Origin of the sequence: Enterobacteriaceae endosymbiont of Donacia dentata (assembly GCF_012570745.1) — a bacterium.
Classification (GTDB): Bacteria; Pseudomonadota; Gammaproteobacteria; order Enterobacterales; family Enterobacteriaceae.
This window is the reverse complement of the sequence record NZ_CP046212.1, coordinates 263,498-285,333: the sequence shown is the minus strand read 5'-3', so window position 1 is coordinate 285,333 and position 21,836 is coordinate 263,498. Positions and strand designations below refer to the sequence as shown.

Below are 21,836 nucleotides of genomic sequence, written 5' to 3'. Positions count from 1 at the left end.
TTATTATTATTTTTTTTAATTAGAAAATTTAAGTTAAATAATTTTAAAAAATTTTAAAAATATATTTTTAATATATATTAAAAATATATATAAAGTAATAAATATGAAATATTTATCAATACCTGTTACAAATTTCAAACAAAATTGTTATTTAATATGGTGTAAAAAAACATTAAAAGCAGCTATTATTGATCCTGGTGGTGAATATCAAAAAATTATAAAAATTATAAGTATATATAAACTAGATGTAATAAAAATATTAATAACCCATTGCCATTTAGATCATATTGGTGCTGCTTCTATATTAGCTGATTTTTATCAAATACCCATTTTAGGACCACATAAAAAAGATATTTTTTGGGTAGAAAATATAGAATTACAAAATAAAATTTTTCAACTTCCAAAATGTATATTTAAAAATAATATATGGTTAAAAAATAATGAAATTATAAGTATAGGAAAAAGTATTTTAAAAATATACCATTGTCCTGGACATACTCCAGGTCATATTATATTTTTTAATAAATTAAATAATCTTTTAATATCAGGGGATATCATTTTTAATGATGGTATAGGAAGAACAGATTTACCAAAAAGTAATTTAAATATTTTAATTAATTCTATTAAAAATAATATAATTCCGTTAGGAATGAATAATATTATTTTACCTGGACATGGTAACCAAACAACGGTCTATAAAGAAATTACTAAAAATTATATTTTATATAATAAAAATTATAACTAACTATTTAAAATTTATTTTTTATAAAATTTTTAAATTAAAAATAGTTAGTTAGAGTTAAAATATTTTATTTTTATTAAATAATTTTAGTTATTAAAAATTATAAGTTATGCCTATACCTAAAATATTTCCATTAAATATTCTATTATTTTTAATATAATCATTATTATTACTTAGTAAACTAATACGATAACCAATATAAGCAGAAAAATTTTTATTAAATTTATACATTGTATTTATCAAAATATATTTTGATAAATCTATGTTACCACCTAAATAATGATATCCAGTTGGAATATCATATCCTTGTGATTGTGTATATGATATGGTAGTTTTTAAATTATCATCAAATTTATATTGTCCAATAATTTCTAAATTTGTAATTTTATGAGCAAATAAATGTCCATTATCATTACTATTAAAATCTGTATATTTTAATCCATTATATGAACTACTAAGAACGGCTGCTAAATAAATATTATTTTTTTGATACTTAGCTCCAATTGCATAAGTATTAATATTTTTATTGTCAAAAATTTTAATATTAGAAAAAATTTTTTTATCTTTATCAGTTGTTTTTAAAACATTAAAATATGCACCTGAAACACTTACTCCTGTATTCCCTATTTTATAATTAATAGAAGTACCCCATCCTTGTTTTGAATTTTCTAAAGAATTTTCTAAAGAATTTTCATTATCATCATAATTTTGATCAGAATTTTTGTATTGTAAAGCAATATTTAATCCTTTAAGTAATCCAAAAAAATTTTTATTTCTATATGTTAGAAGATTATTAGTTCTTCCAAACATAAAATAATCATTTTTATCATACATAAAATTTTTTTCAAAAAAAGAATTTTTTTTCATGTAAGAAGTTACATCATATAATATTCCATAATTTCTTCCATAATCTATGGAACTATTACCATGATTAAATTTTACACCTATAAATCCTAAACGTATTGATGGAGAAATATCTTTATTTATTTCAACTTGATGTATTGGTAGACTATATTCTATTTGTGCATAACTATATATATCATTAAATATATTAGTTACTCCCTTAAGACCTAAAATTATATTTGATTCAGTATCTCTATATTGCTGAGGTATTTTAATATTATTTTTAGAAACAGTATTTTTAATTTCTAAAATTCCATATAAATCTATTTTTTGTCCATTATTATTATAAATTTCACTAGCGTTAGAAAAATTTATTGATAGTAGAAAAAGTATTAAAATTTTAAATATATTAAATTTCATATTTTTTATCCTGATTAATAAAATTATTATTCATTGATATTAATATTAAGAATTTATTATTTTTTTATATTTATAAAAAATTTTTAAAATTTAGCATTATATGGAGTTCTTGGAAATGGTATAACATCTTTAATATTATACAAACCGGTAATATAAGATATTAATCTTTCAAAACCTAAACCAAATCCAGAATGTGGAACCGTACCATATTTTCTTAAATCACGATACCACCAATAATCACTTTGATTAAGTTTAAATTCTTTTAATCTTTTATCAAATATTTCTATTCTATTTTCTCTTTGAGAACCTCCGATAACTTCTCCAATATCTGGTAATAATAAATCCATAGAAGCAACAGTTTTTTTATCACTATTAAGATACATATAAAAAGCTTTAATTTTTTTAGGATAATTATATATTATTACTGGATTATTAAAATAAGTATTTGTTAAATATTTTTCATGTTCTATAAAAAGATCTTCCCCCCATTTTATGGAATGGGAAAATTTTTTTTTACTATTTTTTAAAATTTCTATTACTTTGGTATATTTAATTATAATAAATTTATTTAATAAAATTTTATTAATTTTATTAAATAAATTATTTTCTGTTTTTTTAGATAAAAAAGAAATTTCATTTTCATGAAAACATAAAATATATTTACAAATACTTTTTAACATTTTTTCTGCAAAATTTATAAGATTTTTTAAATTTGCAAATGCAATTTCTATTTCTAACATCCAAAATTCAGCTAAATGACGTTTAGTATTAGAATTTTCTGCTCTAAAAGTAGGTCCAAATGTATACACTTTAGACATAGAACAAGCATATGTTTCTAAATTTAATTGTCCTGAGACAGTTAAAAATGATTCTTTACCAAAAAAATCTTTTTTAAAAAAATTTTTTTTATTTTTTTCATATTTTAAATTTAAAAAATCTAAGGTCGATACTTTAAACATTTTTCCTGAACCTTCAGTATCTAAAGTAGTAATTAATGGAGTATTTATTAAAAAAAATTTTTTTTTATTTAAAAAATTATGTATATATAATGCTATATTATGTCTTATTCTAGTAATACTACTAATGATTGTAGTTCTAGGACGTAAATGACATACTTCTCTTAAATATTTTAAACTATGTTTTTTAGGTGAAATAGGATACTTTCCAGGATTATCTACCCATCCTGTAACTTTTATTTTTGAAGCATGTATTTCATATTTCTGTATTTTTTTAGGTGAAATTTTTAATTTTCCTATAACTTTTAAAGAACATCCACTAGTAATAAATAAAATTTCATTTTTATAATTATTTAATTTATAACTAGCAATAATTTGAATGTCTTCTAAACAAGAACCATCATATAAATTAATAAAAGTAATACCTATTTTAGAATGTCTTCTATTACGTACCCAACCTCCTATAGATATTTCACTATTAATGTTTTTTTTATTTGTTATTAATTGCGATATATTAGAGATTAAACACATAATTTTTTACTCTTTATTTAAATTTTTAAATTTTATTTAATATTTATAATGTTAAATTAAAATATTTTATAAGACTTTTTATTTTAAATTATTGAAATTATAATTACAATTATTTTTATTTAATTTTAATATTTTAAATGTATTTATTTCTGTTTGTTTATCTAATTCGGAAAAAATTTCATTTCTTAATAATGATATTTTTTTTAATAAATTAGGTAATAATGAAGGTTCATTACGACCCTTTAATTTTTTATATATTTTATTATATGTTTTTTTAAATAATAAAAAAGGAGAATCAGTTTCAATTAGTAATTTATTTTTTGGAATTAAATTAATATCATTTTTAAAACCTTTTCTGTATTTTGAATTAAAAAATAATTCTGATATTCCTATTGACATATTCATATCTAAACATTTTTTTAATTCATATTCATTTCCTGAAAAACAATGTATTATTGTTGCCGGTATTTTGTAATACCAAAATTTTAGTATTTTAAAAAAAAATTTAAAAGCATTACGACAATGTAAATATATTGGTATTTTAAAAGAATAAGATAATTCAAGTTGAGCATGAAAAGCAAATAATTGTTCTTTTATAGATGAATAATTTCTATAAAAATCTAAACCACATTCTCCTATTGCAACTACCTTGTCATTTTTTATTAATTTTATAATTTTATTAACATAATTATCATTCCATAAATTAGCATAATGAGGATGTAATCCGACCGTAGACCAACAATAATTTTTATATTTTTTGCTTATTTTATAAGCATCATAACTATTTTCTAAATTAGATCCTATTATTAATAAACCGTTAACACCATTATTAATTGCTCTATTAATTACATCATTTTTATCTTTTTTAAATTGTTTATTTGTTAAATTAACACTAATATCAAACATATAATATCTTTACATTTTTTTATAAAAATTATTTTATTTTTCTTTATAATATTTCTATACATTCTATTACTAATTTTAAATTTCTAAATATTAAAGAAATTATAATTTCTTTAATTTTAATTAATATTTATAATATCATTATATTATATAAATAAAAAATTTTTATTTTATTTCTTAAAATACTATAAATTTTAATTTATCTCCAATCATATCATTAATATTATTAATTTATTAAAATTATTTTTAATTTTATTAAATTATTTAAATTCTATCTTTTATAAAAAAAATTTATTTTAAAAAATAAAAATTTATATAAAAATAAATTTTTTTAAAAAAGATTTTAATATATTAAATTTTTCTAAAAAATTATCATTATTAATTTTTTAGAAAAATCATTATTATGTAATAATATAAAAAATATTTAAGTTGACTTTTAATATTAATTGTGGATAATTACATATTATATAATAGGCTTGTAGCTCAGTTGGTTAGAGCACACCCCTGATAAGGGTGAGGTCAGTGGTTCAAGTCCACTCAAGCCTAAAAAAATAGGGGCTATAGCTCAGATGGTAGAGCATCTGCTTTGCACGCAGAGGGTCAGCGGTTCGATTCCGCTTAGCTCCAATATTTTATAATTTTTTATTAATTTTTTTATTTACAAAAAAGAAATTTAATCATTTTATTTTCTAAAAAAATAATATTTTTTTCTTTTATCATATTTAATTTTTTTTCATTAATTATTTTAGTTTGATAAATTAGCCATTCAGACCATGCTTTTTTAGATATATGATAAAAAATAATATTACCTATATTACCTGGATATACTTTATGATTTAATTGTTCTAATTTTTTTTGAAAATAAATACAAAAAATTTTTTTTGACATAATATATAATCCTTAATGATTTATTTAATTAATTATATACTTTATATATAAAATAATATTTATACAAAACTATGAATAATAATATTAAAAGTTATCGTTGTCGATATAGAAAATTAACAAAATTTAACAATATATTTTTTTCTAAATATTTTAATTTTTTTAGTATTAAAAATCAAAAAAAAATTATAAATTTTCAACATTATTTTAATAATAAATTTCCAATTATATTTGATATTGGTTTCGGTACAGATAATAATATTTGTAATTTTGCCATTAATAATTGGCAATATAATTTTATTGCAGTAGAAATATATTTACCAGGAATTATTAATTGTCTTAAAAATATTGTGAAAAATAATATTAAAAATTTAAAATTAATTTATTGTGATGTTTTTTTTGTATTTAAATATATGATTCCTAATTGTTCAATAAAATTAATTCAATTATATTTTCCTGATCCATGGCCAAAATTAAAACATAAAAAAAGAAGATTACTAAAAATAATTTTTATTCAAAATTTATTTTATAAATTAAAAAATAAAGGATTATTATATATTATTACTGATTGTTATGATTATTATATTGATATTATTTCTTGTATAAAAAATCTTAAACATAAAAATAAATTTATTATTATTAAATCTAATGAATATAAAAATATATATAAAAATTTTAATATATTATCTTTAAGTACAAAATTTTTAGACAAAGCAAAAATACAAAATAAAAAAATATTTTACATAGAATATCAAAAAATATCTTTTTTCTAAAGAAAAATTTCTAGTAAATTATTTAAATATAGATGTCCTTTATTTGTTACAAACCAAAAATCATTATTTTCTTGTAAATATCCTAATTTTAATGCTTTTTGAATACAAAACATAATATTTGTATTTATATTTATTAATTTTTTTAATTCTGTTTTTTTTATTTTTTTATATAAACGAAAACGATTTAAAAAAAATTCAAAAACTATATCTTTTGATAAAATTTTTTTTTTATATGATATAAAATGTCCATTTATATATTGTCTAATATTTTTATTTTTAATAATTCTAATAATTTGATTATTGAAAATATTTACTTTACTATGAGCTGAACAACCAATACCTAAATAATTTCCAAAATACCAATAATTAAGATTATGTTTACACATATAATTTTTATTTTTAACAAAAGAAGAAATTTCATATTGAAAATATTGATTTTTTTGTAAAATTTTAATACCTTTTACAAATATTTTCCATAATAAATTATCATTTAAAAGATTTTTAGGTATATATTTTTCAAAAATTGTATTTTTTTCAATCGTTAATTGATACCATGAAATATGATTAGGATTAAAAGAAATAGCTTGATATAAATCATTACAAGAATTTTTTAATGATTGACCAGGTATTCCATAAATTATATCTAAATTAAAATTTGATATTTTGTTTTTAATTAAAATATTGATTGCATTTATAGCATCTTTAGATGTATGTATTCTTCCTAAAATTTTTAAATTATTATCATCAAAACTTTGAATTCCTAATGAAAAACGATTAATTCCACTTTTTATATAATTTATAATTTTTGTTTCAGAAATAGAAGATGGATTTATCTCAATAGTAATTTCTACAGATTTTGATATATAAACTTTTTTTCTTATTTCACTTAATAAAAAAAAAATTAATTTTGGATCTATTAAACTTGGAGTACCTCCACCTAAAAAAATACTTGTAATATAAATATTATTTTTAATGAAAATTAAATCATGTTCTAAATCAAGTAAAAGACTATTTATGTATTTTTTATATATTTTTTTTTTATTTTTAATAAAAATAGAAGAATAAAAATCACAATAAGGACATTTTTTTAAACACCAAGGAATATGAATATATAAACTATATAAATGTTGATTTAATTTAATCATATATAATATATTATATTAAAAACCACAATTGAGGAAAAAAATTTGTTAATAAATTATTAATTAAATATAAAATTAAATTAATTATTAATAAAAATAAATTTATATTATAAATATTTGGAAAAATTTTTTTTACAAAATATAAAATTTGGTTAACTAATTGATCTATAATATAATTAATATTATTAAATTTTATATTAATAAAATAAGTAAATAAATATATATTTATTATCCAAAAAAATAAATATCCAAAAGATTTTAATAAAATTAAAATACTTATAAATATATAAAAAATTAAATTATGATGAAATAAATTTCCATTTTGTAGTAATATTATTACTGGATATTTAATAAATATTAAAAATATTAATGTTAATAAAGGTAAAAATTCATTTTTTTTTATGTTAGGAACTATTTTTTTTATATATATTAAAAATATTTCTGTTAGTAAAAAAATAAATTTTGTAAAAGAATTACAATTATTCTTTATAGTAAAAAAAATCCATAATCGTAATAAAAAAATTAATATTATTATTTCCATTAAATTTTTACATAAAAATATTGTTGTTATCATAGATTCCTAAATTACATTAAAAATACTTTATACAAAAAATTTTTATATTAAATATCTAATTTAATATAAAATTTTATTTATTTTTTTCAAACCAACTCTGTAAAATAATTGATGCAGATAAAGAATTAATATTATTTTTTTTTAATATTTTACATCCTCCATACTTAAATAAAAGATATTTAGCTTCAACAGTACTTAATCTTTCATCATGTAATTCTACGTTTATATTAAATTCTTTTTCTATATAATAAGCAAATTTTTTAGTTAATATAGTAATATATTGTTGACTACCATCCATTTGTAATGGTAATCCTACTATAATTTTTTTTGGATTCCATTCATTTATTAAATTATATAATATATCCCAATTAATAACTCCAGATTTTTTATTTTTAATAAATTTTAGTGTATGTGCTATTCCTATAATACTTTGTCCAACAGCAACTCCTATATTTTTAATACCATAATCAAAAGCTAATAATGTTATGTTATAATTTTGTTCCATATCAAATATATTTTTATTTAAAATAATTCTAATTATTATTTTATTATAAATAATATTAATAATTATTATATAGTTTTTTTTAATTTTATAAATGAAAATATATTGCTTTATTAATACTTTATAAGTCATAATAATATAATTAGTATTATTTTTAAATATAACCAAATAGGTGCTCTCAATATTATTATAAATTTATAGAGGGTTATTTTAATTTTAAAAATGGGAGGCTCTGGTCTAATGCAGAACCAAAGAATCCGTATTCGTCTTAAAGCTTTTGATCATCGTTTAATTGATCAATCAACAGCGGAAATCGTTGAAACTGCTAAACGTACTGGTGCTCAAGTTCGTGGTCCTATACCTTTGCCTACTCGCAAAGAAAAATTTACAATATTAATTTCTCCGCATGTAAACAAAGATGCAAGAGATCAATACGAAATTCGTACTCATAAACGTTTAGTTGATATTATAGAACCCACAGAAAAAACTGTAGATGCATTGATGCGTTTAGATTTAGCAGCTGGAGTTGATGTTCAAATTAGTTTAGGTTAATAAAAAATCTATTACAATTTTTAAACATTATTCATGTGGAGCATATAATGATTGGATTAATTGGGAAAAAAATGGGTATGACTAGAATTTTTACTGATACTGGAATATCTATTCCAATAACTGTTATACAATTTGAAAATATTCGTATTACACAAATTAAAAATGTTTTAAATGATGGTTATAATGCTATACAAATGACAACAGGTTTTAAAAAAACTAGTCGAATAAATAAATCTGAAATAGGACATTTTGCAAAAGCTAAAACTGAAGCAGGATATATTTTATGGGAATATCGTATTTCTAATAATGAAAAAAATAAATTTTATGTTGGACAAAAATTAAATATTGATATTTTTAAAAAAATAGCAAAAGTTGATATTACTGGTATTTCAAAAGGAAAAGGTTTTTCAGGTACTGTAAAAAGATGGAATTTTAAAACACAAGATGCTAGTCATGGTAATTCTCTATCACATAGAGTTCCAGGATCAATTGGTCAAAATCAAACTCCAGGAAAAGTATTTAAAGGGAAAAAGATGGCTGGACAATTAGGTAATAAAAAAATTACTATTCAAAATTTACATATTGTTAAAATAAATTTAATAAAAAATTTAATGTTAATAAAAGGTGCTGTACCTGGATATACAGGAAGTAATGTAGTTGTAAAACCAGCAATTAAAGTTTAAATCTATATAAATAAAATATTATATTATTAGGTAATAATAATGGAGATTATAACAAGAGATACAAAAGATGTAGTTATAGTTTCAGATAAAATTTTTAATAGAAATTATAATAAATCATTAATACATCAGATAATAGAATCTTATAGAACAATAGGAAGACAAGGAACAAAAGCTCAAAAAACTAGAGGAGAAGTCATCGGTTCTGGGAAAAAACCATGGAGACAAAAAGGAACTGGTAAAGCAAGAGCTGGTTCTGTAAAAAGTCCAATTTGGCGTTCAGGTGGAGTAACTTTTGCTTCAAAAAATAAAATATATAATAAAAAAATTAATAAAAAAATGTTTCGTGGTGCGTTAAAAAGTATTTTTTCAGAATTAATTAGAAAAAAAAGATTAATTTTAGTAAAAGAATTTATAATAAATAAACCAAAAACTAAAATATTAATTAAAAAATTAAAAGAATATTTGTCACATAAAATAATGATTATTACAACATTTATTGATAAAAATTTATTTTTGGCATCTCGTAATTTATATAATATAAGAATAAAAAATTCAATTAATATAAATCCTCTTTATTTAATAAATTCAAATAAAATAATTATAACTGTTAATGCTATTAAACATATAGAAGAGATATTATCATGATTTTAAAAGAATATGATTTTAAAATTATAAAAGGTCCACATTTTTCTGAAAAATCTTCTTTTATTTCTGAAAAAAATAATATTTTAATTATAAAAGTTTCTAAAAAAGCAACAAAAATAGATATTAAAAAAGCAATCAAAAGAATATTTAATGTTGATGTTAAAAATATTAATACCTTAATTGTAAAAGGTAAACTTAAAAAAAATAAAAAATATACTTATAAACGTAATGATTGGAAAAAAGCATATATATTATTAGAAAAAAATCAGAATATTGATTTTAATATAAATAAAAATTTATAAGGATTAAATTAATAAAATATGACAATTAAAAAATATAAACCTACTTCCCCTGGAAGACGTCATATGATTAAAGTTGTTAATAATTATTTATATAAAGGTAAACCTTTATTTTCTCAAATATCAAAAAAAAATAAATCAAATGGTAGAAATAATTATGGTCGTATAACAACTCGTCATATTGGTGGAGGACATAAAAAATTATATCGTATTATAGATTTTAAAAGAAATAAAGATGATATTTCTGCTATAGTTGAAAGAATTGAATATGATCCTAATCGTTCAGCACATATTGCATTAATTAAATATAAAGATGGTGTAAGAAACTATATTTTATCTCCTAAAAATTTAAAAATTGGAGATATTATTAAATCAGGAAAAAATGCTAGTATAAAAATTGGTAATACATTACCAATGAATAATATTCCAGTGGGTTCTATTTTACATAATGTTGAGATGAAACCTGGTAAAGGTGGTCAAATTGCCAGAGCAGCTGGAACATATGTACAATTAATAGCTAAAGAAAAATTATATATAACTGTAAGATTAAAGTCAGGAGAAATTCGTAAAATACAATCTAATTGTCGAGCAACATTAGGTGAGATTGGTAATAATGAACATATGTTAAAATCTTTTGGTAAAGCAGGAGCTAAACGTTGGAAAGGAATTAGACCTACTGTTAGAGGTACAGCTATGAATCCCATAGATCATCCTCATGGAGGAGGAGAAGGTAAAAATTTTGGAAAACATCCTGTAACTCCATGGGGAATACAGACTAAAGGTAAAAAAACAAGAAAGAATAAAAGAACAGATAAATATATTATTAAACATCGTAATAAGTAAAGGATAAATATGCCTCGTTCTTTAAAAAAAGGTCCTTTTATTGATCAACATTTATTAAAAAAAGTTGAAAAAGCAATAAAAAATAAAGACAAAAAACCATTACGTACTTGGTCTAGACGTTCTACTATATTTCCAAATATGATAGGATTAACTATTGCTGTACATAATGGTAAACAACATATTCCAGTATATATTTCTGAAGAAATGGTTGGTCATAAATTAGGTGAATTTTCACCAACACGTACATACAGAGGACATACTGCTGATAAAAAAATTACAAAAACTTCAAAAAAATAAATATTTATTGTAAATATTTATTTAATTAAGGAAAAAAATGGAAATTTTAGCAAAACATAAATATGCACGTTCTTCTGCACAAAAATTAAGATTAATAGCTAATTTAATTAGAGGTAAAAAAATATCTCAAGCTTTAGATATTGTAAATTTTTCTAATAAAAAATCTTCTTTTTTAATTAAAAAAGTATTAAATTCGGCTATAGCAAATGCTGAACATAATTATGGATTAGATATTGATAATTTAATTGTATTTAAAATTTTTATAGATTTAGGAACGAATATGAAACGTATTATGCCACGTGCTAAAGGACGTTCTGATCGAATTTTAAAATATACAAGTCATATTACTATTATATTATCAGATCATATATAATTAATTGGAGAAATATTTAATGGGACAAAAAACACATCCAAATGGGTTAAGATTAGGTATCATAAAAATCTGGAATTCTATTTGGTTTGCAAATACAAAAGATTATGCTAATTATTTACATAGTGATTTTAAAGTTAGAAAATATTTAAATAAAAAATTAGTAAAAGCTTCTGTATCAAAAATCATAATAGAAAGACCATCTAAAAGTATTAGAATTAATATTTATACAGCACGTCCTGGTATAGTTATTGGTAAAAAAGGTGAAGATGTTGAAAAACTTAGAAAAAATATATCTAAAATAACGGGAGTACCAGCACAAATTAATATAACAGAAATAAGAAAACCAGAATTAGAAGCTAAATTAATTGCTAATATTATATCTTCACAATTAGAAAAAAGAGTAATGTTTAGAAGAGCAATGAAAAGAGCAGTACAAAATGCAATGCGATTAGGAGCTAAAGGAGTTAAAGTAGAAGTAAGTGGTCGTTTAGGAGGTACTGAAATTGCAAGAACAGAATGGTATAGAGAAGGAAGAGTTCCTTTACATACTTTGAGAGCAGATATAGATTTTAGTTTATCAGAAGCTAATACTACCTATGGTATAATAGGTGTTAAAGTTTGGATTTTTAAAGGAGAAATTTTAAAAAATTCTTCACAAGAAACATCAATTTTTACAAAACCTATTATTAATCCTTATAGAACTCAACGTAATAAAAGACGTAAATAATAAAAGAGGTTTGTATATAATGTTACAACCAAAACGTACTAAATTTAGAAAAATGCAAAAAGGAAGGAATAGGGGTATTGTTATAGGTATGAATATTAATTTTGGAACTTATGGATTAAAAGCTGTTAATAGAGGTAGAATTACTTCAAAACAAATAGAATCAGCAAGAAGAGCAATTAGTCATGCAGTTAAAAGACAAGGGAAAATTTGGATAAGAATTTTCCCAGATAAACCTATAACAGAAAAACCTCTAGAAGTTAGAATGGGTAAAGGTAAAGGTAATGTAGAATATTGGGTTGCTTTAGTACAACCAGGAAGAATGTTGTATGAAATTGATGGAGTATCAGAAATTGTAGCTCGTAAAGCATTTAAATTAGGTTCTGCAAAATTACCTATACAAACAATTTTTTTAAAAAAATAAAAATACATATGAAAATAAATGATATTTTAAAAAAAAATAATAAAGAATTAAAAGATGAATTATTAAGTTTATCAAGAGAACAATTTAATTTAAAAATACAACTAAATTCAGGAAATTTAAAACAAAGTCATTTATTAAAAAAATCAAGAAAAAATATTGCAAGAATAAAAACAATTTTAATGCAAAGAAAAATAAAAAGATTATAATATTATGAAAAAAACAATAAAAATTTTAAAAGGAAAAGTAAAAAGTAATAAAATGCAAAAATCAATTGTAGTAAACATTACAAGATTAATAAAACATCCAATTTATGGTAAATTTATTAATCGTACTACAAAATTACATGTTCATGATGAAAAAAATATATGTAATGTTGGAGATATTGTTGAAATTAAAGAATGCCGTCCATTATCAAAAACTAAATCTTGGATTTTAGTTAATATCATAAAAAAATCACTAATTTAGTTATTTAATCCTTTAAATAATAATAATAATAATAAATATTTATTTAAATAATAATTTTATTTATAAAATTATTTTTAAAATATATTAACAATTATATATAAAGATAATCATATGATACAAGAACATACAATATTAAATGTTGCAGATAATTCTGGGGCTCGTAGTGTAATGTGTATTAAAGTATTAGGAGGATCACGTCGTAGATATGCTAATATTGGTGATGTTATTAAAATTACTGTAAAAGATGCTATTCCTAGAGGTAAAGTAAAAAAAGGAGATGTATTAAAAGCAGTAGTAGTAAGAACTAAAAAAGGTATAAGACGTATTGATGGTTCTATAATACGTTTTGATAATAACTCATGTGTTTTACTAAATGATAGTAATGAACAATTAATTGGAACAAGAATTTTTGGTCCTATTACTAGGGAATTAAGAAATGAAAAATTTATGAAAATTATTTCATTAGCCCCCGAAGTAATTTAAAAAAAGAGATATAAATTTATGATACGTAAATTACGTTGTAATGATTTAGTAATTATTTTAACAGGTAAAGATAAAGGTAAAAAAGGAAAAATTAAATCTTTTATAAAAAAAAAATTAGTAATAGTTGAAGGAATAAATATTGTTAAAAAACATAGTAAACCTAATCCAACAATATCACATACAGGAGGAATTATTGAAAAGGAAGCAGCTGTTCATATTTCTAATATTGCTATTTTTAATACAGAAACAGTAAAAGCTGATCGTATAGGTATACGATATGATAAAGGAATAAAAAGAAGATTTTTTAAATCAAATAATAAATATATTAAATAAATTAAGGATAATTATTATATGTCTAAATTATATAATTATTATAAAAATAATATAGTAGAAAAACTAATATTAAACTTTAAATATAATTCTATTATGCAAGTTCCTTGTATAAAAAAAATTACTTTAAATATGGGAGTAGGTAAAGTTATTTTAGATAAAAAACATTTAGATAATGCTATTAATGATTTAACAGTTATTAGTGGACAAAAACCTATAGTAACTAAATCACATAAATCAATATCTGGTTTTAAAATAAGAAAAGGATATCCTATTGGGTGTAAAGTAACTTTAAGAAAACAAAGAATGTGGTATTTTTTTGAACGTTTATTATGGATAGCAATCCCTAGAATTAGAGATTTTAGAGGTTTATCTAAAAAATCTTTTGATAAAAATGGTAATTATAATATAGGTATAAAAGAACAAATAATTTTCCCGGAAATTAACTTTGATAAAATCGATTATATTCGAGGTTTAGATATTGCAATAACAACTAATAAAATATCAGTTCAAGAAAGTTATGCTTTATTTAGAGAATTTAATTTTCCATTTAGGATATAAAATAAAAAGGTAAATAAAATGACTAAAGAATCTGTTAAAGCACGTGAATTAAAACGTATTAAATTAGGAAAAAAATTTTTTTTAAAAAGAAAAAAATTAAAGAAAATTATTTCTGATATTAATACTTCAGATAAATTACGTTGGGATGCTATTTTTAAATTACAATCTTTACCTAGAGATTCTAGTATTTCTAGACAAAGAAACAGATGTAAATTAACTGGTAGGCCACACGCTTTTTTAAGAAAATTTGGTTTGAGTAGAATTAAATTTAGAGAAGCAGCTATGAGAGGAGATATTCCAGGATTAAAAAAAGCTAGTTGGTAATTTATTATAAATTAATATAGGATAATATCAATATGAGTATGCAATCACCAATTGCAGATATGTTAACAAGAATTCGTAATGGACAATTATCACATAAATCTAAGATAATTATGCAATATTCAAAAATAAAAAAATCTATTGCAAATATTTTAAAAATTGAAGGATATATAGAAAATTTTAATTTAATAAAAAATAAAAATTTAAAATTAGAAATAAATTTAAAATATTTTAAAGGTAAAGGAGTAATAGAAAAAATACATTGTGTTAGTCGTCCGGGATTAAGAATTTATAAAAAAAAAATTTTTTTACCTAAAGTAATGGCAGGTTTAGGTATTGCTATTATATCTACATCTAAAGGAATAATGACTGATTATACAGCCCGTCTTTATGGAATAGGTGGTGAAATAATATGTTATGTATCCTAAAAAAAGGTATATACAATAATGTCTAGAATAGCTAAAAAATTCATTATTATTCCTAATAATGTAAAAATTTTTATAGAAAAACAAAATATAAATATTAAAGGTAAAAATGGAACATTAAAAAATACTTTTAATAAAAAAGTGAAAATATTTTTAAAAAAAAATCAATTATCATTTGAACCAATATCTAAATGTAAAAATGGTTGGGCACAAGCAGGTACTACTCGGTCTATTATTAATTCAATGATTATTGGAGTAACAAAAGGATTTTCTAAAAAATTAATACTATTTGGAGTAGGTTATAAAATTTCGATTAAAAATAATAAATTAAATTTAGCATTAGGATTTTCACATTTGATATTTTATAATTTACCTAAAGGAATTATAGGAGAATGTTTAAATCCAAATGAAATAATATTAAAAGGATTAGATAAACAATTATTAGGACAAGTTGCAGCTGATATAAGATCTTATCGTCCTCCTGAACCATATAAAGGTAAAGGTATTAGATATAGTGATGAAAAAATTAAGATAAAAGAAACTAAAAAAAAATAAGAGTTAATTAAGGTTATTTAAAATAAATATTATGAATAATAAGAAAATTAATCGTATACGGAGAATAACTAAATTTCGTAAAAATTTACAAAAATTTAAAATAACACGTTTATCAATACATCGTACTTCTAGACATATATATGCACAAATAATTTCAATAAATAATAAAATTTTAGTAACAGCATCAACCTTAGAATTAAAAATAAGAAAAAAACTAAAATATACTGGAAATATAGAAGCTGCTATTTTAATAGGAAATAAAATAGCTAGTAGATCTATTAGAAAAGGTATTTTAAATATATCTTTTGATCGTTCAGGATTTAAGTATCATGGACGTATTAAAGCTTTAGCTGAAGCAGCTCGTAATACAGGTTTAAAATTTTAACATTTATATTAAAAGAAAAAATTTATGAATATCTATGATAATAAAAACCAAAATAATGAATTAAAAGAAAAATTAATTTCTGTTAATAGAGTATCTAAAACTGTAAAAGGAGGACGAATATTTTCTTTTACAGCTTTAACTGTAGTAGGTAATGGAAAAGGTAAAATTGGATTTGGTTATGGAAAATCTAAAGAAGTACCTAATGCGATACAAAAAGCTATGGAAAAAGCTAAAAAAAATATGATTAATATCATTATTAAAAATAATACAGTACAATATCCAATTTATGGTTATCATACTGGTTCTTTTGTATTTATGCAACCAGCCTATGAAGGTACTGGTATTATTGCTGGTGGTGCCATGAGAGCTGTACTAGAAGTTGCAGGAATATATAATATTTTAGCAAAATCATATGGTTCAACAAATCCAATAAATGTTGTGAGAGCAACTATAAAAGGATTATCTAGTATAAGATCATTAAAAATGATAGCAGCAAAAAGAAATAAAACTATAGAAGAAATAAAAAGGAATATGAAAAGTGTTAAAAAATATTAAGATTACACAAATTAAAAGTTCTATAGGTAGATTACCTAAACATAAAGCAATTTTAATTAGTTTAGGATTAAGACATATTGGACATACTGTTATAAAAAAAAATACACCCAATATTTTAGGAATGATTAAAAAAATTTCTTATATGATAAAGGTTAATAACTAACATGTATTTAAATACTTTGTTTTTTAAAATCAAAAATAATAAAAAAAGATTAGGACGTGGAATTGGTTCTGGTAAAGGGAAAACAAGTGGTAGAGGTCATAAAGGACAAAAATCTCGTTCTGGTTGTCGTCTTAATAGATCTTTTGAGGGAGGACAAATGCCATTATATCGCAGATTACCTAAATTTGGATTTAAATCAAGAAAAAAAGATTATTATAAAGAAATTAGATTAAGTGATTTATCAAAAATAAATGGTGATTATATAGATTTAAATATTCTTAAATCAGCTAAAATCATAAAGAAAAAAATTAAATATGTAAAAATTATTAATAAAGGAAATATTAATTCATCAAAAAAAATAATTAAATTACGTTGTACAAAAAGTGTTAAAATCATTATTAAAAAATTAGGTGGTATAATTGAGGAATAAATAATAAATGATTAAGTCATTTAACCAATTAAATTTTCAAAGTACTAAAAATAGATTTCATGAATTAAAACAAAGATTATTATTTTTAATAAGTTCTTTAATTATTTTTCGTATAGGTTCTTTTATACCTATACCAGGAATTAATGTTAGTCTTTTACATACATTAATTATTAAAAAACATGGTTCTATAATTGACATGTTGAATATGTTTTCTGGTGGTGCTCTTAGCAGAGCTTCTATTTTTGCATTAGGAATTATGCCCTATATTTCTGCATCTATTATTATACAAATTTTAACATCTATTCATCCTACTTTCATTACTCTTAAAAAAGAAGGAGAATCTGGGAAAAAAAAAATTAATAAATATACTAAATATGCTACATTAATTTTGTCTATTATACAAGCAATAGGTATTACTACAGGACTATTACATATACCAGGTATGAAAAATTTAGTTTTAAATCCTGATATATATTATTTTATTATTTCTATTTTTAGTCTCATTACTGGTACTACATTTTTAATGTGGTTAGGAAGACAAATTACAAAAAAAGGTATTGGTAATGGAGTTTCTATTATTATTGTTATTGGTATAATTTCTGGATTACCTTCTGCTGTAGGACAAATAATAAAACAAATCCAACAAGGAAATTTTAATTTTTTTACAATTTTAATTTTATTATTTTTAATATTTTTTATCACCTTATTTATTGTTTTTGTAGAAGGAGGACAAAGAAAAATAGTTGTACAATATGCAAGAAGAAATTACGAAAAAAAAATATATACACAACAAAATATTCATTTACCATTAAAAATTAACATGTCAGGGGTTATCCCTGCAATTTTTTCTTCTAGTATTATATTATTTATTTCTACTATATTTTCATGGTTTAGTAATATAACTAGTTTAAACTGGTTAAATAATATTTCTATATCTTTACAACCTAGACAACCAATATATATTATATTGTATATATCAACAATTATATTTTTTTGTTTTTTTTATACTATTTTAGTTTTTAATCCTAAAGAAACTGCTAATAATTTAAAAAAATCAGGTGCCTATATTCCTGGTATTCGTCCGGGAGAACAAACAGCTAAATATATAAAAAAAATAATTATGAGATTAACATTTACTGGAAGCTTATATATTACTTTTATTTGCTTAATTCCTGAATTTTTACGTAATATAATTAATGTTCCATTTTATTTTAGTGGAACATCATTACTTATAGTTGTAGTTGTAATTATAGATTTTATTTCACAAATTCAAACATTAATTATGTCTAATCAATATGAATCTATACTTAAGAAAATTAACTTAAAATGATCATATTTAAAATATATATTTTTTGGAGAAATATAATATAATGAAAGTTCGTGCTTCTGTAAAAAAATTATGTCGTAATTGTAAAATTATTCGTAGAAATAGAAAAATATATATATTTTGTAGTACTGATCCTAAACATAAACAACGTCAAGGATAATATATTTTTTAATTTATTAAAAATATTTTTTAAAATTATATTAAAGGATTTTAAATGATTCGTATAGCTGGAATTAATATTCCTGATAATAAACGTACAATAATAGCATTAAAATACATTTATGGTATAGGTACATCTCATGCTTCTTATATATGTAAAAAAATTAATATTTCTCAAAATACCAAAATTAATGAACTTTCAAAAGACAAAATAAATTTATTACGTAATATTATATCTAAATTTATAATAGAAGGAGATTTAAGAAGAAATATTAATTTAAATATTAAAAGATTAATAGATTTAGGTTGTTATCGTGGTTTACGTCATAAAAAAGGATTACCTGTTAGGGGACAACGTACTAAAACAAATGCTCATACTAGAAAAAAATTGTATAAATACTTTAAAAAATAATATTTAAATTTAGGTACAAATATAATGAAAAAAAAATCTTTAAATCCAAAAAAAAATCTTAAAAAACAAATTATAGATGGTATTGCTCATATACATGCTTCTTTTAATAATACTATTGTTACAATAACAGATCGTCAAGGTAATTCTTTAGGTTGTGCAACAGCAGGAGGATCAGGATTTCGAGGATCTCGAAAATCTACTCCATTTGCAGCTCAAGTAGCAGCAGAAAAATGTGCGGAAATTGTTAGAAATTATGGGATTAAAAATTTAGAGGTAATGGTTAAAGGTCCTGGACCTGGTAGAGAATCTACTATTAGAGCTTTAAATAATTCAGGTTTTAAAATAACAAATATTACTGATATTACTCCTATTCCACATAATGGATGTAGGCCTCCTAAAAAAAGAAGAGTATAAATAAAATATATTATTTTTAAATACTATTAAAATTAAAATATAAAAAGGTATTAATATAATGGCGAAATATTTAGGACCTAAATTAAAATTATGTCGTAGGGAAGGTACAGATTTATTTTTAAAATCAAATGTACGTGCTATTGATACAAAATGTAAATTAGAACAGTTACCTGGACAACATGGTTTTAAAAAAAATAGACTATCTGATTATGGTATTCAATTAAGAGAAAAACAAAAATTACGTAGATTATATGGTATTCTAGAACGTCAATTTCATAATTATTATAAAAAAGCATCACGTATAAAAGGAAATACAGGATTTAATTTATTATTTTTATTAGAAAAAAGATTAGATAATATTGTTTATAGAATGGGTTTTGGAGTTACAAGAGCAGAATCTCGTCAATTAATTTCTCATAAATCTATTCAAGTTAATAATCATATTGTAAATATAGCTTCTTATCAATTATCTTTAAATGATCAAGTATCAATATGTGAAAAATCTAAGAAACAGTTAAGAATTATTGCATCAATTGATTTATATAAACAAAGAGAAAAAACTAATTGGTTAGAAGTAGATCATAATAAAATGACAGGAATATTTAAAAAAATTCCAGAACGTTCTGATTTTCCTGCAGATATTAATGAACATTTAATTATTGAATTATATTCAAAATAATATTTAAAAATAAAGAGAGTGTATAAATGGAACAAAGTTTTATAACAAAATTTTTAAAACCTCGTTTAGTAAATATAAAAAAAATTAATAATTTTACTATGCAAGTAACATTAGAACCTTTAGAACGAGGTTTTGGACATACATTAGGAAATGCATTAAGACGTATTTTATTATCTTCACTTCCAGGTTATGCAGCAACAGAAGTAGAAATAGAAGGAATATTACATGAATATAGTATAAAAGAAGGTATTCAAGAAGATATTATTGAAATTTTGTTAAATATAAAAAAATTAGCTATAAAAATTAAAAATAATAAAAAAAAAATAATTTTACAGTTAAATAAATCAGGAATTGGTATAGTTAAAGCTTCAGATATTGATCATGGTAATGAAGTACAAATTATCAATCCAGAACATATTATTTGTCATATTACCAATATAAATACGTCAATAAATATGAAAATTAAGCTAGAATTAGGAAGAGGATATGTAGCTGCACATACAAGAATAAATAATGATAATATTATTAAAAAAAATCCTAAAATAGGTAGATTATTATTAGATGCATCATATAGTCCCATTAAAAGAATAAAATATAATGTAGAAGCGGCAAGAGTAAAGCAAAGAACAGATTTAGATAAATTAATTATAGAAATGGAAACTAATGGAACAATTGATCCAGAACAAGCAATTAGAAAAGCAGCTACTATTTTAGCTGAACAATTAGAATCATTTGTAAATTTACGTGATATAAAACAAGAAAAAGAAATTAAAGAAGAAAAACCAGAATTTGATCCTATTTTATTACGTTCAGTTGATGATTTAGAATTAACTGTTCGTTCTGCAAATTGTTTAAAAACAGAAATGATACATTTAATAGGTGATTTAGTACAACGTACTGAAGTAGAATTATTAAAAACTCCTAATTTAGGAAAAAAATCTTTAACAGAAATAAAAGATATATTAGCTTCTCGAGGTTTATCATTAGGAATGAGATTAGAAAATTGGCCTCCAGTAATAAAAAATAATAAAAAAATTTAATAATTTATAAAATTTTAAAGA

36 protein-coding genes and 2 tRNA genes are annotated in these 21,836 nt (G+C 20.9%); 31 read left to right on the top strand and 7 right to left on the bottom strand.

Going from position 1 to position 21,836, the window contains the following annotated elements:
- Positions 1 to 103 precede the first annotated feature (103 nt).
- A complete protein-coding gene (locus GJT90_RS01410) occupies positions 104 to 745 on the top strand; it encodes an MBL fold metallo-hydrolase (protein ID WP_168920111.1) in 642 nt (213 codons plus the stop codon).
- Positions 746 to 835: 90 nt separating this feature from the next.
- Here GJT90_RS01410 and GJT90_RS01405 read toward each other — a convergent pair whose 3' ends face one another.
- From GJT90_RS01405 to GJT90_RS01395, 3 genes are all read right to left on the bottom strand, one after another.
- A complete protein-coding gene (locus GJT90_RS01405; protein WP_168920110.1) occupies positions 836 to 2,005 on the bottom strand; it encodes a porin in 1,170 nt (389 codons plus the stop codon).
- Positions 2,006 to 2,088: 83 nt separating this feature from the next.
- On the bottom strand, positions 2,089 to 3,492 hold the full coding sequence (gene asnS / locus GJT90_RS01400) for an asparagine--tRNA ligase (protein ID WP_168920109.1): 1,404 nt from the start codon (positions 3,490 to 3,492) through the stop codon (positions 2,089 to 2,091).
- Between the two features lie 78 nt (positions 3,493 to 3,570).
- A complete protein-coding gene (locus GJT90_RS01395) occupies positions 3,571 to 4,398 on the bottom strand; it encodes a TatD family hydrolase (RefSeq protein WP_168920108.1) in 828 nt (275 codons plus the stop codon).
- Positions 4,399 to 4,867: 469 nt separating this feature from the next.
- Here GJT90_RS01395 and GJT90_RS01390 point away from each other — a divergent pair.
- Together GJT90_RS01390 and GJT90_RS01385 are read left to right on the top strand one after the other, a co-directional pair.
- Positions 4,868 to 4,941, top strand: a tRNA-Ile gene (locus GJT90_RS01390).
- An 8-nt stretch (positions 4,942 to 4,949) separates the two neighbouring features.
- Positions 4,950 to 5,022: transfer RNA gene (locus GJT90_RS01385), tRNA-Ala, on the top strand.
- A gap of 27 nt (positions 5,023 to 5,049) precedes the next feature.
- Here GJT90_RS01385 and GJT90_RS01380 read toward each other — a convergent pair.
- Complete coding sequence (locus GJT90_RS01380; RefSeq protein ID WP_168920107.1) at positions 5,050 to 5,283, bottom strand: oxidative damage protection protein; 234 nt, start codon at positions 5,281 to 5,283, stop codon at positions 5,050 to 5,052.
- A gap of 71 nt (positions 5,284 to 5,354) precedes the next feature.
- Here GJT90_RS01380 and trmB point away from each other — a divergent pair, with 71 nt between their 5' ends.
- On the top strand, positions 5,355 to 6,053 hold the full coding sequence (gene trmB, locus GJT90_RS01375) for a tRNA (guanosine(46)-N7)-methyltransferase TrmB (protein WP_168920106.1): 699 nt from the start codon (positions 5,355 to 5,357) through the stop codon (positions 6,051 to 6,053).
- On the opposite strand, the gene hemW is transcribed toward trmB, so the two are convergent.
- The 3 genes from hemW to ruvX form a co-directional block, all read right to left on the bottom strand.
- Positions 6,050 to 7,198: a radical SAM family heme chaperone HemW gene (gene hemW / locus GJT90_RS01370; RefSeq protein ID WP_168920105.1), complete on the bottom strand. Its 1,149-nt coding sequence runs from the start codon at positions 7,196 to 7,198 to the stop codon at positions 6,050 to 6,052. The two genes, trmB and hemW, sit on opposite strands and share 4 nt — an antisense overlap.
- 10 nt (positions 7,199 to 7,208) lie before the next feature.
- Positions 7,209 to 7,769, bottom strand: a complete 561-nt coding sequence (locus tag GJT90_RS01365) for a hypothetical protein (protein WP_168920104.1) — start codon at positions 7,767 to 7,769, stop codon at positions 7,209 to 7,211.
- Between the two features lie 73 nt (positions 7,770 to 7,842).
- Positions 7,843 to 8,274, bottom strand: a complete 432-nt coding sequence (ruvX, locus tag GJT90_RS01360) for a Holliday junction resolvase RuvX (RefSeq protein ID WP_168920103.1) — start codon at positions 8,272 to 8,274, stop codon at positions 7,843 to 7,845.
- Positions 8,275 to 8,511: 237 nt separating this feature from the next.
- Between ruvX and rpsJ the strand changes: the two genes are divergently transcribed.
- From rpsJ to GJT90_RS01225, 27 genes are all read left to right on the top strand, one after another.
- A complete protein-coding gene (gene rpsJ / locus GJT90_RS01355) occupies positions 8,512 to 8,823 on the top strand; it encodes a 30S ribosomal protein S10 (RefSeq protein ID WP_168868468.1) in 312 nt (103 codons plus the stop codon).
- A gap of 47 nt (positions 8,824 to 8,870) precedes the next feature.
- Complete coding sequence (gene rplC / locus GJT90_RS01350; protein ID WP_168920102.1) at positions 8,871 to 9,506, top strand: 50S ribosomal protein L3; 636 nt, start codon at positions 8,871 to 8,873, stop codon at positions 9,504 to 9,506.
- A 39-nt stretch (positions 9,507 to 9,545) separates the two neighbouring features.
- Positions 9,546 to 10,151, top strand: coding sequence for a 50S ribosomal protein L4 (gene rplD, locus GJT90_RS01345; RefSeq protein ID WP_168920101.1), 606 nt, complete (start codon positions 9,546 to 9,548; stop codon positions 10,149 to 10,151).
- The gene (gene rplW, locus GJT90_RS01340; RefSeq protein ID WP_168920100.1) at positions 10,148 to 10,453 is read left to right on the top strand and encodes a 50S ribosomal protein L23; all 306 of its coding nucleotides are present in this window, start codon (positions 10,148 to 10,150) and stop codon (positions 10,451 to 10,453) included. The genes rplD and rplW overlap by 4 nt, the downstream gene beginning before the upstream one ends.
- A gap of 18 nt (positions 10,454 to 10,471) precedes the next feature.
- Positions 10,472 to 11,293, top strand: a complete 822-nt coding sequence (gene rplB, locus GJT90_RS01335; protein WP_168920099.1) for a 50S ribosomal protein L2 — start codon at positions 10,472 to 10,474, stop codon at positions 11,291 to 11,293.
- Positions 11,294 to 11,302: 9 nt separating this feature from the next.
- Positions 11,303 to 11,590, top strand: coding sequence for a 30S ribosomal protein S19 (gene rpsS, locus GJT90_RS01330; protein WP_168920098.1), 288 nt, complete (start codon positions 11,303 to 11,305; stop codon positions 11,588 to 11,590).
- Positions 11,591 to 11,627: 37 nt separating this feature from the next.
- Positions 11,628 to 11,963 carry a 50S ribosomal protein L22 gene (rplV, locus tag GJT90_RS01325; protein ID WP_168920097.1) on the top strand — a complete coding sequence of 112 codons (336 nt, stop codon included), beginning with the start codon at positions 11,628 to 11,630 and terminating at the stop codon, positions 11,961 to 11,963.
- A 19-nt stretch (positions 11,964 to 11,982) separates the two neighbouring features.
- Complete coding sequence (rpsC, locus tag GJT90_RS01320) at positions 11,983 to 12,690, top strand: 30S ribosomal protein S3 (RefSeq protein ID WP_168920096.1); 708 nt, start codon at positions 11,983 to 11,985, stop codon at positions 12,688 to 12,690.
- Positions 12,691 to 12,709: 19 nt separating this feature from the next.
- On the top strand, positions 12,710 to 13,111 hold the full coding sequence (rplP, locus tag GJT90_RS01315) for a 50S ribosomal protein L16 (protein ID WP_168920095.1): 402 nt from the start codon (positions 12,710 to 12,712) through the stop codon (positions 13,109 to 13,111).
- Positions 13,112 to 13,119: 8 nt separating this feature from the next.
- Positions 13,120 to 13,317 (top strand): 50S ribosomal protein L29, encoded by a 198-nt coding sequence (rpmC, locus tag GJT90_RS01310; RefSeq protein ID WP_168920094.1) that lies wholly within the window; start codon positions 13,120 to 13,122, stop codon positions 13,315 to 13,317.
- A gap of 4 nt (positions 13,318 to 13,321) precedes the next feature.
- Positions 13,322 to 13,576, top strand: coding sequence for a 30S ribosomal protein S17 (gene rpsQ / locus GJT90_RS01305; protein ID WP_168920093.1), 255 nt, complete (start codon positions 13,322 to 13,324; stop codon positions 13,574 to 13,576).
- A gap of 111 nt (positions 13,577 to 13,687) precedes the next feature.
- Complete coding sequence (gene rplN / locus GJT90_RS01300) at positions 13,688 to 14,059, top strand: 50S ribosomal protein L14 (protein WP_168920092.1); 372 nt, start codon at positions 13,688 to 13,690, stop codon at positions 14,057 to 14,059.
- A gap of 18 nt (positions 14,060 to 14,077) precedes the next feature.
- The gene (rplX, locus tag GJT90_RS01295; RefSeq protein ID WP_168920091.1) at positions 14,078 to 14,392 is read left to right on the top strand and encodes a 50S ribosomal protein L24; all 315 of its coding nucleotides are present in this window, start codon (positions 14,078 to 14,080) and stop codon (positions 14,390 to 14,392) included.
- A gap of 18 nt (positions 14,393 to 14,410) precedes the next feature.
- Entirely contained in the window at positions 14,411 to 14,950 is a 540-nt protein-coding gene (gene rplE / locus GJT90_RS01290) for a 50S ribosomal protein L5 (protein WP_168920090.1), read from the top strand.
- An 18-nt stretch (positions 14,951 to 14,968) separates the two neighbouring features.
- A complete protein-coding gene (gene rpsN / locus GJT90_RS01285) occupies positions 14,969 to 15,274 on the top strand; it encodes a 30S ribosomal protein S14 (protein WP_168920089.1) in 306 nt (101 codons plus the stop codon).
- Positions 15,275 to 15,306: 32 nt separating this feature from the next.
- Complete coding sequence (rpsH, locus tag GJT90_RS01280; protein WP_168894745.1) at positions 15,307 to 15,699, top strand: 30S ribosomal protein S8; 393 nt, start codon at positions 15,307 to 15,309, stop codon at positions 15,697 to 15,699.
- A gap of 18 nt (positions 15,700 to 15,717) precedes the next feature.
- Positions 15,718 to 16,251: a 50S ribosomal protein L6 gene (gene rplF, locus GJT90_RS01275; protein ID WP_168920088.1), complete on the top strand. Its 534-nt coding sequence runs from the start codon at positions 15,718 to 15,720 to the stop codon at positions 16,249 to 16,251.
- Between the two features lie 31 nt (positions 16,252 to 16,282).
- Positions 16,283 to 16,636 carry a 50S ribosomal protein L18 gene (rplR, locus tag GJT90_RS01270; protein ID WP_168920087.1) on the top strand — a complete coding sequence of 118 codons (354 nt, stop codon included), beginning with the start codon at positions 16,283 to 16,285 and terminating at the stop codon, positions 16,634 to 16,636.
- A 24-nt stretch (positions 16,637 to 16,660) separates the two neighbouring features.
- Positions 16,661 to 17,191: a 30S ribosomal protein S5 gene (gene rpsE, locus GJT90_RS01265; protein WP_168920086.1), complete on the top strand. Its 531-nt coding sequence runs from the start codon at positions 16,661 to 16,663 to the stop codon at positions 17,189 to 17,191.
- Entirely contained in the window at positions 17,175 to 17,354 is a 180-nt protein-coding gene (rpmD, locus tag GJT90_RS01260) for a 50S ribosomal protein L30 (RefSeq protein WP_168920085.1), read from the top strand. The genes rpsE and rpmD overlap by 17 nt, the downstream gene beginning before the upstream one ends.
- A 1-nt stretch (position 17,355) precedes the next feature.
- The gene (gene rplO, locus GJT90_RS01255; protein ID WP_168920084.1) at positions 17,356 to 17,784 is read left to right on the top strand and encodes a 50S ribosomal protein L15; all 429 of its coding nucleotides are present in this window, start codon (positions 17,356 to 17,358) and stop codon (positions 17,782 to 17,784) included.
- Between the two features lie 7 nt (positions 17,785 to 17,791).
- On the top strand, positions 17,792 to 19,114 hold the full coding sequence (secY, locus tag GJT90_RS01250) for a preprotein translocase subunit SecY (RefSeq protein ID WP_168920083.1): 1,323 nt from the start codon (positions 17,792 to 17,794) through the stop codon (positions 19,112 to 19,114).
- Positions 19,115 to 19,154: 40 nt separating this feature from the next.
- Positions 19,155 to 19,271: a 50S ribosomal protein L36 gene (rpmJ, locus tag GJT90_RS01245; RefSeq protein WP_168920256.1), complete on the top strand. Its 117-nt coding sequence runs from the start codon at positions 19,155 to 19,157 to the stop codon at positions 19,269 to 19,271.
- A 54-nt stretch (positions 19,272 to 19,325) separates the two neighbouring features.
- The gene (rpsM, locus tag GJT90_RS01240) at positions 19,326 to 19,682 is read left to right on the top strand and encodes a 30S ribosomal protein S13 (RefSeq protein ID WP_168920082.1); all 357 of its coding nucleotides are present in this window, start codon (positions 19,326 to 19,328) and stop codon (positions 19,680 to 19,682) included.
- A 24-nt stretch (positions 19,683 to 19,706) separates the two neighbouring features.
- Positions 19,707 to 20,096 carry a 30S ribosomal protein S11 gene (gene rpsK, locus GJT90_RS01235; protein WP_168920081.1) on the top strand — a complete coding sequence of 130 codons (390 nt, stop codon included), beginning with the start codon at positions 19,707 to 19,709 and terminating at the stop codon, positions 20,094 to 20,096.
- A 58-nt stretch (positions 20,097 to 20,154) separates the two neighbouring features.
- Complete coding sequence (gene rpsD, locus GJT90_RS01230) at positions 20,155 to 20,775, top strand: 30S ribosomal protein S4 (protein ID WP_168920080.1); 621 nt, start codon at positions 20,155 to 20,157, stop codon at positions 20,773 to 20,775.
- Positions 20,776 to 20,801: 26 nt separating this feature from the next.
- Entirely contained in the window at positions 20,802 to 21,815 is a 1,014-nt protein-coding gene (locus tag GJT90_RS01225; protein WP_168920079.1) for a DNA-directed RNA polymerase subunit alpha, read from the top strand.
- Positions 21,816 to 21,836 lie beyond the last annotated feature (21 nt).